Source organism: Actinokineospora globicatena, assembly GCF_024171945.1.
Taxonomy (GTDB): domain Bacteria; phylum Actinomycetota; class Actinomycetes; order Mycobacteriales; family Pseudonocardiaceae; genus Actinokineospora; species Actinokineospora globicatena.
In genome coordinates this window covers 676,221-689,758 of the sequence record NZ_JAMTCR010000006.1, presented here as the reverse complement: position 1 = coordinate 689,758, position 13,538 = coordinate 676,221, and the positions used below count along the sequence as shown (strand labels likewise).

Here is a 13,538-nt window from a genome sequence, read left to right as displayed (position 1 = left end):
CACAGGGCCCAGCCGTGCCGTGGCCGATCGGGGCGGCCCCAGCCGCAGGTCACCCGGTCGGTGGTGGGCCGCGTCACCCCGGCGCGGTCCGCGGTGCCCACATCGTGGACGCCGCAGGACATCCGCGGCCGCGGGCGGCCGTGGCGGCGGTCACCGGATCGGGCGCCGTCGCCGCTGGTCGCGGGGCCGCCGCCACCGGTCGTGGACGCTCCACTGTGGACGGATGGGCGCACGCCGAGTGGACCTTGATAACAGGGAGGGCACGAGTGGGTCAAGATCGTTGATCTGAGGTCGCGCCGGGGGACCCCCGGGTGGACGGCCACCGAGCGCGTCCGACAGAGTGCTCTCACCCCATCGACTCGACACCGGGTCCCGCGTCATCCGCCATCCACTCGACAGGAGCGCGCAGGTGAGTCCGAAGATCGACATAGACCCCGAGCACGCCGAGGCCATCGCGGCCAAGGCGACGCTGGCCGACAAGATCCGCTACGCGTGCGCGCTGGTCGAACCCCCGACCACGCACGCGGTCCAGCAGTGGCTTGCCGCCTACGGGGTCAACGGCGTCACCCGCGCGTACGCGACCGGGATCATCAACACCTGGCGCGGCGAGCACAAGATCGGCGACACCGGCGACCTGGTGGCGATGAGCCCCGAGCTGCTGGCGGAGCTGGACGCGCTGCGCTCCACCGAGCACGGCATCGACGGCACGGACACCGGTACCGGTGCGGACGCGGGCCCGGCCGACGAGTCGCCGACGGTGGTCGGCCTCACCCCGGTCGACCCGACCGCCGCCGAGGCCACCGAGAACGGCAAGACCGCTGAAACCGTCGCCGCGCGCCAGGACGACGCCCCCTCCTCCCCCGCTCCCAACCCCGACTCGGACACCGTGGACACCGTGGACACCGACAGAGACTCCGCCGCCGCGGACACCGCGACCATCACCCTCCCCGCGGACCCCAGCACCGACGCCCCGGCAGAGCCCGCCGACGCGAAGTCGGACAAGGCCAAGACGACCCAGGCCGAGCAGACCCCGGACGCGCCCGACGAAGCCAGCAAGGCCGAAGCTCGCAAGGACGAAGCCCCCGAGGGCGACGCCTCCACGAACGGCGATGCCGGGACCACCACCGAGGCGCCCCGGGTGGGCAACGCGATGGTCGTCGCCGAGCAGGTGCCGGTCGAGGCGGTCTCCCCGGTCGACGCCTACGTCACCGCGCGCGCCGAGCGGATCGACAACCCGCTGCTCGAACCGGCCGCGCCGCTGACGCCCCGGGTGCCGACCGTGCTGTCCTGGTCGGCGAACATGGCGTGGATCGTGGTGCTGGTCGCCGCCATGGGCATCTCGTGGTGGTCGCTGTTCGAGTACGCGCGCGGCTTCAGCATCCCCACCCCGCTCGCGGCGGTGGTGTCGCTGGTGTTCGACGCCTCGGCGCTGATCGTCGCCGGGCTCGCGCACCGCTACGCGCTGTCGCCGTACTCCGGTGCCGGTCCCCGCTTCGCCCTGCTGGCCCTGCTGGCGGGCAGCGTCTACCTGAACTGGGAGCACGCGGCGGGCAAGGGCTACGGCATCGAGGCGTCGATCATGTTCGCCGCCCCCGCCGCCGTCGGCATCCTGCTCTTCGAGCTGCACATCGGGTGGCACTCGCGCAGCGAGCGGCGCGCCCGCGGCCGGGTCGCCCGGTCGCTGCCGGTCATCGGCGCGTGGGGCTGGTTCCTGCACCCCCTGCAGAGCGTCACCACGCTGTGGCGGGTGACCCACGCCCGCGGTGTGTCGGTGCGCGAGTCGGAGCTCAGCAGCATCGAGCAGCTGCGGGCGATCAGCGCCAACTAGCGGGTCACCGCCCGCGACGAGGCGGTGGACTGCCCCAAGCGAGTGAGGCCCGGACCGGCATTCGGTCCGGGCCTCGCGGCATTGCGGGCGTATACCGTACGAACTCGGGTACGGTGGGGTCCGGTGCGCTGGTCCACCCCCGGTGCCGCGCCCCCGTCCGTTCGGCGACCGGCACCGCGCGCCGGGCGCGCCGGGGCCGGGCAGCGGACACCGGCCGGACCGCCACTGGTATCCCTATGCACACCAGGAGGGGACGGATGGCCGAGTCGAGGCAGCGGGCTTGCGCGCCGATCGTCCACACGCGAACGTTGGGACCGATCACGGTCGGTGATCCGCGGGTGGCCGGATTGGCCCGGGCCTGTGCGTCGCCGACCGCACCGAGGCGGACCAGTTAGGATCGGGCCACCATGGCAAAGGACGCGACGAAGGACCACAGCGGGGGCGGCGACCCCGCGCGCAGCCTCGCGCTGCTGTGGCGCAAGCAGACCCAGGCGCCGGTCCGCAACGGCAGGCGTGACCTCAGCGTCGACCGGATCGTGGCCGCGGCCATAGAGGTCGCCGACACCGACGGGCTCGGGGCGCTGTCGATGCGCAGGGTGGCCGACAAGCTCAACGTGGGCACCATGTCGCTCTACACCTACGTCCCCGGCAAGGCCGAACTGGTCGACCTGATGCTCGACACGGTCTACGCCGACACCCCGCAGCCCGCGCCCGAGGTGGCCGAGGACAACCGGCGCTGCTGGCGGGCCCGGCTGGAGCAGGTGGCGCGGCGCAACTGGGACCTCTACCACCGGCACCCGTGGATGCTGCGCGTCGGCGTGAGCCGCCCGCCGCTGGGCCCGAACGTGATGGCCAAGTACGACTACGAACTCGGCACGGTGGCCGGGATCGGGCTGTCCGAGACCGAGATGGACACCGTGCTGACCCTGGTGATCGGGCACGCGGAGACCTCGGCGCGGCGCGCGGTGGAGGCCGACGGCGACGGGGAGGGCGGGGTCAGCGAGCAGCAGTGGTGGGCCGCGCACAGCCCGGTGCTGACCACGTTGCTCGACCACACCCGGTACCCGCTGGCGGCCTCGGTGGTCGCCGCGGTCGGCCAGGCGGCGGACGACCCGCAGCGCGTGTTCGAGTTCGGCCTGGCCCGCATCCTCGACGGCGTGCAGGCTCTGGTCGACTCCCGCGACGGGTCCACACAGGCCTGACGGCGGCGGCCGGGGCGCGGGCCCCGGCTCCGTCCGTCCCAAGGGGAGCATGAGATCGGTCACCGTGACGTCCAGTCAGGACTGTCCGATCCGATCACCGCGTGATGGCGGGTTGGCGGCTTCCTGGCGTTCGGCCTAACGGCGTTACAGCGCGTGGCCGACGACTGTCCACTCCGGGCAGGTCAGGGGCGGCGCCCGCCGACCACCCGCGCGCCCGCCGTCGGTCGAACACAAGGGCGACACCCGAGCCCGGCGTGGTGTTCACCGGGGCTCCCTACGCTGCCGCGCGTGCCGCAGGGGATCCACGCATGAGGCCCGGGAGTGGTCGGACGTACGATCACGCCGTGATCGACCTGAGTACGTTGCTCGACCCGCTCGCCTGGCCCCGGTGGCTGGCCCGGGACGCCGAGCGGCGCAAGGTGGTCGGCCCCGAGGTGATCGCCCAGGTCGAGCAGGCCGTGCGCGACTTCCCGGCCGCCGCCTTCGCGGGCGGGCTGCTGCCCGCGCCCCTGCCCGTCGAGCACGCGGAGAAGCTGCCCAGGGGCGAGCACCGGGAGACGACCGAGGGCGCCAAGGTGCGGCACCGGGTGGTGGCCGTACCCGGCGAGGTCCGCGGCTGGAGCCTGGGCCGGGGCGTGGTCATCAGCATGGCCCAGGCGACCGTGCGCCCGGTGTACGTCCCGGTCGCGCGCGGGGATAGCGCCGCGCTGCGCCCCGACGGGACGGTGGTGCGGGCGCTGATCTCCGGCTGGGAGCCCTACCCGGCGCCGGTCGAGGTGGAGTTGGACGACCGGACCGTGCCGCTGGAGGACTATCTGCGGCGGGTCCTGGGCGAGCACCGCCGCTGAGCGCCCCAGCCGGTCGAGCGCCTCAGTCCGCCGATCGTCTCAGTCCGCCGCGGTGGACCGGTTCTGGTAGGCCAGCTCCAGGTACTCGGGGTGGCGGCGCATCCAGGACGCGATGAACGGGCAGGTGGCCAGCACCGGCAGCCCGCGTGACTTGGCGTCCTCCAGCGCGGCCCTGGCCAACGCGCCGCCGACGCCCTGGCCCTCGAACGCCGGGTCGACCTCGGTGTGCGGGTAGACCACCAGGCTGTCACCGCGCAGGTACTCCGCGTACCCGGCGACCTCGCCGTCGATGAGGGCTTCGAACCGGCCGCGCTCGGCGACGTCGACGACCTGCACTGCCACGTGGTCCTCCTGCTCGAGTGGGCTCCCCCGGCACCGATCCTACGGACGCGGCGACCGGCGGTGTGTCCGGTTTGTGATCGGTCTTCCCGAGGAATGTTCGGATCAGGTCCCCACCTACCGAGCCCACGGAGCCACGCATGACGATCGAGCAGGGCAACCCCACTGCCAGCCAGGGCAGTGGGGTTGCTAGCCAGGGCGGTGCCGACCAGGACAGCGAGGAGACGCACCAGCAGCGGCTCACCCGCAACCTGCACGAGCTGCTCCAGGAGTTGCGGGTGGCCCAGGCGGGCGTGCAGATCCTGTTCGGCTTCCTGCTCTCGATCGCGTTCACCGAGGTCTACGTGCGCGACGCCAACGCCTTCGAGCGGGCGACGCACCTGATCGCGGTGCTGTTCGCGGTCGCGTCGGTCGGCCTGCTGACCGCGCCCGCCGCGTGGCACCGGATCCTGTTCCGGCAGGGCAAGCGCGAGGAGATCATGCGGCTGGCGACGCGGACCACGATCGCGGGCCTGGTGTGCCTGTCGCTGGCGGTCGCGGCCTCGGTGCTGCTGCTCGCCGAGATGGTGATCGGCGGCTGGGCGGCGTTCGTGATCGCGGGCGTGTGCGCGGCGCTGATCATGCTGCTGTGGTTCGCGGTGCCGATGCGCGAGCGCGCCGACTAGCCGAAAACCGCTGCGTGCGGGGCGGGTCGACCTGGTTGACTGCGCCGATGAGCTCGTTCTGGACCGGCAAGCGGGTACGGCTGCGCGGGGTGGAACCGGCGGACTGGGAGGTGTTCCAGTCCTTCACCGAGCACAGCGCCGACCAGCGCGCGGTCGACCGGCTGTACCCGCCCCGCTCCGCCGCGTGGTTCCAGGAGGCCACGGCGGCGCGCGCGAAGCAGCCGGGCACCGACCTGGACCTGGCGATCGAGTCCCTGGAGACCGGGGAGCTGGTCGGCTCGCTGTCCACCCACGGGGTCGACCGCAGGGCGGGCCGGTTCGGCTACGGCATCGGGATCGGCCACCAGCACCAGCGCAACGGCTACGCCGCCGAGGCCGTGGTGCTGCTGCTGCGCTACATGTTCGGCGAGCAGCGGATGCACAAGTGCGAGGCGAAGGTCTACGAGTTCAACGAACCCTCGCTCGGGCTGCACCGGTCGCTCGGGTTCACCGAGGAGGGTCGGCTGCGCGCGCACGAGTTCCTCGCGGGCCGCCACTGGGACGCCGTCCTGTTGGGCATGACGCTGCCCGAGTTCGTTGCCAGATGGGAATTACCACAGGTCTAGGCCAGACCGTCCACCGAGAACTCCTCGCGCCCGGCGCGCGGTTTGGGTTTGATGGCAACCTCGGGGGATCCAAAGCGGGCCGCGGCGCGTCGCAGGGGTGTCCCAGAGTCGATCGGAGGGGACGCATGACCGACCCAGCTGAGCACCGGGCCCGGCTCGAGGCGCGCAACGCGGCGATGCGGGAGAACGTGGCGGGCCTGCTCGCCGACCTGAACCGGCGCACCAGCGAGCTCGCCGACGCGCAGACCAGGGCCGCGGCGGTGACCGGCGCGGCGACCTCGCCCGACGGCCTGGTCCGCGCGGTGGTCAACCCGGCAGGCGTGCTGACGGAGCTGACCCTCGCGCCGACCGCGTTCACCCGCTCGACCCCGGAGAAGCTGGCCAGGCTGGTGGTGGCGACCGCGCAGGCCGCCGCCGGGTCGGCCCGCGAGCAGGTCGAGGGCCTGCTGGCGCCGCTGCAGGGCGGTACGGACCTGTCGAGCCTGGTGGAGGGCGCGCCGTCGTTCGCCGACCTGCTGCGCCCGCCCACCCCGCCACCGGCTCCGCCGACCTCGGGGCGCGGACCTCGGCACGCGGCGGACCCGGATGACGACGACGGCTTCGGCAGCGTGTTCGGGGGTCAGCGGTGACCTCGGGCTTCGAGATGGACCCGGCCGCCGTCACCGGTGGCGCGGGTGGCTTCGGCACGGCGGGCGACCTGCTCGGCGACGCCGCGACCCGGCTGACCGACGGGCTATCCGCGCAGGGCGCGTGCTGGGGCGGCGACGAGTCGGGGAAGACCTTCGCCAAGGACTACGTGCCCGCCGTCGAGGGCATGACGAAGGCGTTCGGCGACCTGGCCGCGGCGCTGCAGGCGATCAAGAAGGCGTTGACGGACTCGGTCGCCAGCCAGCAGGGCACCGACACGAGCAGCGGTGACGGCCTCACCGCGATCCGGGGCTGAGCATGTCGATCACCATCCCGTCCGAGATCACCTGGCTGTTCCCGATCGTGGTCGGCGAGAGCTGGCCGGAGGGCGACGAGGACAAGCTGCGCGCGCTCGCCGACACCTGGCGCACCGCAGGTGGCGACATCGACGACGTCATCGCGCAGGCCAAGAGCGCGGCCAGCCAGGCCATCGGGGGCATGGACGGGCAGGCCGCCGAGGCGTTCGAGAAGTACTGGGCGCAGTTCGTCGAGGGCGACGAGGCGTACCTGACCAAGCTGCGCGCCGCCTGCGACGGCCTCGGCGAGTCGTGCGACAACTGCGCGCTCGAGGTCGAGTACGCCAAGTACTCGATCATCGCCGCGCTGGTCATGCTGGCCATCGAGATCGCCGCGCTGATCGCCGCCGCGTTCGGCACCTTCGGCGCCTCCAGCGCGGGCATCCCGATCGCGCAGGCCGCGACCCGGATCACCGTGCAGATGATCTTCCGCAAGCTGATCACCGCGATCCTGCGCGAGGTGCTCACCGAGGTCGCCATCGACGCCGCCATCCAGGGCCTGCAGATGGCCAAGGGCGACCGCAAGAGCTGGGACCTGGCCAAGACCGGCGGCGCGGCCCTGTCGGGCGCCATCTCCGGCCTGGTCGGCGGCGGCATGGACTTCATCCCGACCAGGGCCACCGGCCTGCCCGGCCGCACCGCCGAGGGCGCCTTCCGCGGCATGGCCGAGGGCGCCGGGTCCACCGTGATCAACGCCGCCGTCACCGGCCAGGACCTCACCGCGGGCGACCTCCTGCGCGCCGGTGTCTCCGGCGGCGTCTCCGGCGGCATCGGCGGCGCGAAGTCCCACTTCGACACCCCCACCGCGGGCCCCATCCCCGGCCTGGGCGACCCGCCTGTCGGCGGGCCTCCTGCTGGCGGGCCTCCCGCCGGTGGCCCCCCTGCTGGCGGCCCGCCTGCCGGTGGACCTCCTGCTGGTGCGCCGCCCGCCGGTGGACCCCCTGCCGGTGGCCCGCACACCCCGCCGTCGCCGACGTCGACCACCCCCAGCGGCCTCGCCCCACCCCTGCCGACCACGGACCCGGGCCCCGCCAGCCGCCCCTCCTCCCCACCCAGCGCCCTGTCCGACCCGACCCCCGGCGCCCCACCACCCCAGTCAGGCAGCCAACCCGCCCCCACCAACCGCCCCCTCCCAGGCGGCCTGGGCGCACCCCCGCTGTCGAGCAACACCCCCACCTCGGGCGCCCCAGGCAATCCCCTCACCGGCGGCCAATCCCCGACTGGCAGTCCCGGCGGCAACCCAGCGTCCGGCGCACTAGGCAACCTCGCCGGAAACCCAGGCGGCCAACCGCCAGCAGGTGGACCAGGCGGCAACCCGACCTCAGGCGCACCGAGCAACCTCACCTCGGGCGCGCCAGGCAATCTGGCCAACACCCTCACGGGCGGCCAGTCCCCGGCGGGCAACCCGGTCACGGGGGCTCCCGGCAACCTGGCCAACACCCTCACCGGTGGCCAGTCACCAGCGGGTGGGCTGGGCGGCACCCTCGCCAATCCCCTCACCGGCGGTCAGCCACCCGCAGGCGGATCGGGCGGACACCCGGGCACGCCGGGCAACCTGGTCAACTCCCTCACCGGCGACCAGCCTCCAGCAGGCGGGGTGGCGGGCAACCCGTCCTCGGGTGCCCCCGGCAATGTTGCCAACACCCTCACCGGTGGTCCCTCACCTACGGGCGATCTCACCGGCAGCCAGAACCCAGCGGGCGGCCACCCGACCGCCGGCCCACTGGGCGGGCAACCCCTCACAGGCAACACCCCAGGCACCACCGGGCAGACGCCCACAGGTGGCCCAAGCGCAAGCGCACACCCCTTGGCGGGCAACAACCTCAGCGGCCAACCACCGGTGGGCGGGTTCGGCAACCACCCCGACACCGGCGCACCAGGCGCCCCCCGCACAGGCAGCCCTCTAGCCCCTCCACAAGGGGTCAACCACCCATCCAACCCGGATGGCCTTGGCACGCCCAGCAACTACACCTCCCCCGGCAGCGCGGCCACGTTAACGCCCCGCCACGACCAAACAACCGGCCAACCCCCACAGTCGTACGCCGGTGGCACCCCTGACCCCACCGGATCCCCCGCACAGCAACAAACCCGCCCCGACGTCCACACAGGACAGCCCACCCCCGGCAGAACACCCGACCCCGGCGCCGGTTACCGACCAGACCCCGGCCACCGCGCGGACCCCGGACCCCGCCCGGACACCACACCAGCGCGCCCAGACCGCACCCCCCGCCCGGAGGGCCCGCACGGACAGGACCCCGCGTCTCGTCCCGGCACCACCAGCCGCCCGGACACCACGGGCAGGCCCACCAACCCCGACACCTCCCGTGGCCAGACCCCCGCCCACCGGCCAGACCCCGGCGCCCGCGCCGACCAGACCGCCCGACCGGACCGCACCGACCAGCCGCGAGGGCAGGACCCCACCTCCCGCCCCGACGCGAACACGCGGCCGGAGACCACGACGCGCCCGGACCCCCACGCTCGACCGGACACCGACCCCCGGCCCGACACCGCCGCGCGGCCGGACCCGAATGCCCGGCCCGACGGCAACACCAGGCCCGATCAGACCCACCGGCCGGATGCCGATTCCCAGCCCGATCCGCACGCGCGGCCGGACGCTGACTCGCGGCCCGATCCCGCCCACCGGCCAGACCAGGGCGACCCGAACCCGGACTCCCCCGACCGCGACGGCACCCCGCAGGATCCCCACCGCCATCCCGAGTCCGACCAAGGGGATGTCGACCGCTCCGCGCCCGATATCTCCGGGAACTCCGACGACGGTCCCGCGCCCGATCCCGACACCTCGAGTGACCCGGGTACCAGTGACGACGGCCCCGCCCCCGTCGCCTCCCCCACCCCCGGGGTCGACGAGAACGGCGTGCCCCTCACCTTCCTCGGGACGCGCCAGGGTGAGCACGCGTTCGCGGACATGGGTGACTACGTGCCCATGGGTGGCGACCGGTCCAACGGGATGGGTAGTTACGACCAGCGGGTGCGGCCGCTGATCTCCGACCACAACCCGTGGGGTTCGCACAGCGACCGGGACGACTTCAACCAGCACCACCGCCCCGACGGCACGTACCGGACCAACCAGTGGCCGCCGCACGGTGGGGCGGTGCCGGGGTCGCAGCGGGACGTCACGTTGCCGGTGGGCTCGGTGCTCGACCGGTTCGGTGGCGAGACCGGGCGGTACCTGTCGCCGATGGGCGAGGACGGGCAGCCGTACCACTACCGCGAGCGGGCGATCTTCCCCGACAACGCGGAGGTCGGGTACCACGTCTACGTCGTGATGGACCCGGCCGGGCTGCGCGGCGAGATGGCCGATGTGGCGCCCGCGCTCGGGCAGCCCGGCGGTGGCAGGCAGTTCACCCTGCCGGACACGACGAGCGTCGAGCAGCTGCTGGACCGGGGTGTCATCCGCGAGGTGCACGCCGTCCCCGCCCCCGGGGTCGACTCGTCGGCCCTGCCGGAGCACCTGCGGCCGATCGCCGACCGCAACGCCTTCCCGACCCCGGCCGGTGCCGCGCTGTTCGACCCGGCCGACGCCAGGACCAGGGCCGCGGCCAACGCCGTCACCCCGATCCCCGGGCACTTCGTGCTCGACGTGCACAGCGACGGGAACGCCGCCGTGGTCGACGGGCAGCGGCTCGGCGGCGCGGAGCTGGCCGACCTGGCGCGCGCGTCGGGGTGGAACGGGACCGACCCGATCGTGCTCAACGCGTGCGAGGCGGGGCGGGGTCCGGACGGGCTCGGCGCCGACCTGGCCAGGCACGCGGGCGTGCCGGTGATCGCGCCGACCGAGCGGGCGTGGTCGGGTGAGCAGAACACGACCCCGTACTCGTCGAGCGCTGACTACGTCGACGCCGACGGCCGGGTGTACCCGCGGATCCCACCGGACGGCGGCTGGAACTCGTTCGCCCCCACCGGGGACATCACCCCGGCCGGGGACGGCGGCCTGCCGGTCACCGACGCCACCACCCCGAGGCCCACTTCGGACTCGACGCCGCCCGACCTGTCGCGCGGGTTGATCCAGTCCGACTTCACCCCGCCACCGGTGCGCAACGCCGACGACCCGACCAGGATCCCGGTCGACGACCAGGCCACCCAGGACCCCGCCGACCCGCACCGGCCGCTGCGCTCGGACGAGCCGCTCATCGGCCGGACCGGGCTCGACCCGAACACCGCGTACCAGGTGGACGGCCGGGGCACCTACTACACCGACCACCGCGGCGTGATCACGCACGCCGACCTGGTCTCGCCCAACACCCGCGACGACAGCAACCCCGACGTGAACCGGCCCGCGCCGAACACCACCTACCGGGTGGACGTCGACGGGGCCGAGCACCGCTACACCACCGACGACCGCGGCTTCCCGCCGCGCTACCTGGAGTGGTCGCAGCCGTTCACCACCAACCCGAACGACCCGGTGCGGGTACCCGCGCCCGGTGCGGTGCCGGGTGACCCGCTGGGGCCGCTCGGGCACCGGGAGGCGTTCAGCGACCGGACGAACCTGCCGCCGCACACCCGGTTCGACGTCCCCGGCCGGGGCACGTTCTACACCGGCGCACCGGACGCCAACGGGTTCGGCCAGGTCGTCGCGGTGGAGGCGGTGTCGAGCCCCGGTGGGCCGCGCGACAGCGCCAACCCGGACATGAACAACTTCCACCCCAACACGCTCTACGTGCTCGACGGCAGCTTCGTGATCGAGACCAACGAGCACGGCGTCGCGGGCGAGGCGACCGACGAGCGCACCTACGGGCCGAGCAGGCGCGAGACCCGCAACCAGTGGTCGCAGGACATCGTGGCGGGCGTCGGCGGGACGGGATTCGACGGCGGGCACATCAAGCCCAACCAGGTGACCCAGCCGACGCCGGACGCGGTGGGGCAGTTCCCCCAGCTCACGACGCAGAACCAGGGCCGTGGCACGCCCAACAACCGGGACACCTGGTACGGCCAGGACATGCAGGTGGCCAGGGACCAGCGCGGCGGCGCCCGGGTCGAGTGGCACGATTTCCAGGGTGACGGCGGTCCGACCCCGCACCAGGTGCACACCAGGTTCGTGCTGACCGACGCCTCCGGGGCACCCCGGATCATCCTCAGGAGATACGACAATGTCTGACGCGGACGGCACGATGTCCGAGGCCGAGAAGACCGCCCGGTACGGCGAGCTGATCCAGCGGATCGGGATCGCGCTGCTGGAGGCCGCCCCACCGGGGTGGCGCAGGCTCGACCTGGTGGCCGCGGTGACCTCCAGCGTCCAGGAGTACGGGCTGGTGGTGCACCTGGCCGACGGGAGCGCGGCGGCCCAGGAGCCGCCCGCCGAGGTCGCCGACGCGTTCCTGGGGCTGCGGGAGGTGACCTACATCCCGGAGACCGGCGCGTGGTTCACCGCGCGGTTCGTGATGAACCCGCCCACCGAGTACCACGTGTTCTTCAACTACCAGCAGGAGCCGCGCTGGGAGCCGCCGGTCCCGACCGAGGTGTACGCGCGCGACCTGGAGCGCTTCCCGCGCGAGGCCGACCAGGTGCCGAACTGGCTGCGCCGCCGCCTGGGCATGCCGCCGCTGCCGGTGTCGGCCGAGCCCGCCGGTCTCGACGAGCAGAAGGTGCTCGGCCAGCGGATCAGCGATCTGCTGGTGATGCGGGCGCCGAGCGACTGGACGCAGCTTCGGGTGGGCTACCGGGCCGCCGGGGCGTACGTGGAGCTGCGCGGCAAGGTGGTCGGCCTGGACGGGCAGCTGCGCGACTGGGCGCCGCCCGCCGAGGTCGCCGACGAGTTCGCGGTGCTGCGGGCCAGGATGGCGCACCCCGAGCGCGGCCCGTGGTCGGGCGCGCAGGTGATCGTGGAGTACCCGCTGCGGGCGAGCACGAGCTACGCCTACGACGACCCGGGCTGGCAGAACCCGCCGCCGCGCCCGGCGGTCCTCGACGAGCTGACCCGGTTCCCCCGCAAGCCCGACGCGGTGCCCGGGTGGATGCGCGGGATCGTGCCGGACCTGGAGCAGGTGCTGGCGGCGCGGTCGCGGGTGCGCAGCGCGCGGGTGTTCGACCGCCGCGAGCCCGACGGCCGCCCGGTGGTGGACCGGCCGCCGGTGCCCGCCGACCAGGTGCCCGGGGTGCTGCGGTACCTCACCGGGGCGCACGTGCTGCTCGGTGGGCGGGGCCACGACCCGGACCTGTTCGTGCCCGACAGCGCGCCGGACGTCCCGGCCGGGTTCCACACCGACGGCAGCTGGATCTGGCCCGCGTCGATCCCGCACTACCTGGCCAAGCACGGCGTGCCGCCGGAGCCCGACCTCGTCGAGCACATCCGGGCCGCCGGGTTCACCCCGCCCGCGGTGGACGGGCAGGCGGCGGCGCTCGCGTACACCGCGCTCACCGGTGAGGTCGTGAGCGCACCGGCGGCTGCCGTGGACGACGACTCCGCGGAGTTGGCACGGATCGCGTTGGCGCTGTCTGAGGCGGGTGTGTCTCCCCGCGCGTACAGCTTGGACGGTCCTGTCGACGAGAGCTGGTCGCTAGAGCGGGTCGACGGGCAGTGGCAGGTCGCGCAGTACGAGCGCGGTAGGGCGTTCGCGGCACGTCAGTTCCCGACGCTGACCGAGGCGGGCGCGTACTTGCTCGGCACGGTGACAATCCTGCCCGCCCGCCGCCGCGCCGGGTTCCCGGACAACAACACCGTCGCCGCCCTCAACGACTGGCCCATCCAGCCGCTCCCCGGCGAACCGCCGCTGACCCTGCTCACCCACAAGCGGCTGGCGGTCCTGCTGGAGGGCCGCGAGGTCATCCGCCACGGCGACGCCGAGGGCAACCTGGTGTTCACCCCGAACACCGAGTTCCCCCAGATGTCGCTGCGCGCCGAACACCAGACCGACCGCCCCCGCCGCTACCGGGTGGCCCGCGACCTCGCGGTCCTGGCAGGCACCACCGTCCCCTGGCACAACCAACCCGGCGGCGGCCACGCCTACCTCCTCCCCCGCTCCCTCGCCCGCCACCTCTCCGACGGCAGCCTCACCGACATCACCGGCGAGTAACCCCCTGCCCTGGTCCGGCGGTCACCTCGGGGTACCG

At 73.7% G+C, this 13,538-nt stretch carries 10 protein-coding genes; 9 read left to right on the top strand and 1 reads right to left on the bottom strand.

The genetic code is table 11. The features are described 5' to 3' along the window. Window positions 1-409: 409 nt before the first annotated feature. The 3 genes from LV79_RS34705 to LV79_RS30610 all read left to right on the top strand — a co-directional run bounded on the left by LV79_RS34705 (window position 410) and on the right by LV79_RS30610 (window position 3,878). A complete protein-coding gene (locus LV79_RS34705; RefSeq protein ID WP_253841763.1) occupies window positions 410-1,828 on the top strand; it encodes a DUF2637 domain-containing protein in 1,419 nt (472 codons plus the stop codon). A 407-nt stretch (window positions 1,829-2,235) separates the two neighbouring features. Further along, window positions 2,236-3,030: a TetR/AcrR family transcriptional regulator gene (locus LV79_RS30615; protein ID WP_253841762.1), complete on the top strand. Its 795-nt coding sequence runs from the start codon at window positions 2,236-2,238 to the stop codon at window positions 3,028-3,030. A gap of 344 nt (window positions 3,031-3,374) precedes the next feature. Continuing rightward, entirely contained in the window at window positions 3,375-3,878 is a 504-nt protein-coding gene (locus tag LV79_RS30610) for a hypothetical protein (protein ID WP_253841761.1), read from the top strand. Between the two features lie 39 nt (window positions 3,879-3,917). Here the strand turns inward: LV79_RS30610 and LV79_RS30605 are convergent, their stop codons facing one another. Continuing rightward, a complete protein-coding gene (locus LV79_RS30605) occupies window positions 3,918-4,220 on the bottom strand; it encodes a GNAT family N-acetyltransferase (protein WP_253841760.1) in 303 nt (100 codons plus the stop codon). Between the two features lie 137 nt (window positions 4,221-4,357). Here LV79_RS30605 and LV79_RS30600 point away from each other — a divergent pair, with 137 nt between their 5' ends. The 6 genes from LV79_RS30600 to LV79_RS30575 all read left to right on the top strand — a co-directional run bounded on the left by LV79_RS30600 (window position 4,358) and on the right by LV79_RS30575 (window position 13,501). Beyond that, window positions 4,358-4,882 (top strand): DUF6328 family protein, encoded by a 525-nt coding sequence (locus tag LV79_RS30600; RefSeq protein WP_285470691.1) that lies wholly within the window; start codon window positions 4,358-4,360, stop codon window positions 4,880-4,882. A gap of 47 nt (window positions 4,883-4,929) precedes the next feature. Continuing rightward, window positions 4,930-5,487, top strand: coding sequence for a GNAT family N-acetyltransferase (locus LV79_RS30595; RefSeq protein ID WP_253841759.1), 558 nt, complete (start codon window positions 4,930-4,932; stop codon window positions 5,485-5,487). A 125-nt stretch (window positions 5,488-5,612) separates the two neighbouring features. Then, window positions 5,613-6,116 (top strand): YbaB/EbfC family nucleoid-associated protein, encoded by a 504-nt coding sequence (locus LV79_RS30590; RefSeq protein WP_253841758.1) that lies wholly within the window; start codon window positions 5,613-5,615, stop codon window positions 6,114-6,116. After that, window positions 6,113-6,430 (top strand): hypothetical protein, encoded by a 318-nt coding sequence (locus LV79_RS30585; RefSeq protein ID WP_253841757.1) that lies wholly within the window; start codon window positions 6,113-6,115, stop codon window positions 6,428-6,430. The genes LV79_RS30590 and LV79_RS30585 overlap by 4 nt, the downstream gene beginning before the upstream one ends. Window positions 6,431-6,432: 2 nt before the next feature. After that, window positions 6,433-11,586, top strand: a complete 5,154-nt coding sequence (locus LV79_RS30580; protein ID WP_253841756.1) for a WXG100-like domain-containing protein — start codon at window positions 6,433-6,435, stop codon at window positions 11,584-11,586. Beyond that, the gene (locus LV79_RS30575) at window positions 11,579-13,501 is read left to right on the top strand and encodes a TNT domain-containing protein (RefSeq protein WP_253841755.1); all 1,923 of its coding nucleotides are present in this window, start codon (window positions 11,579-11,581) and stop codon (window positions 13,499-13,501) included. The genes LV79_RS30580 and LV79_RS30575 overlap by 8 nt, the downstream gene beginning before the upstream one ends. Window positions 13,502-13,538: the final 37 nt, after the last annotated feature.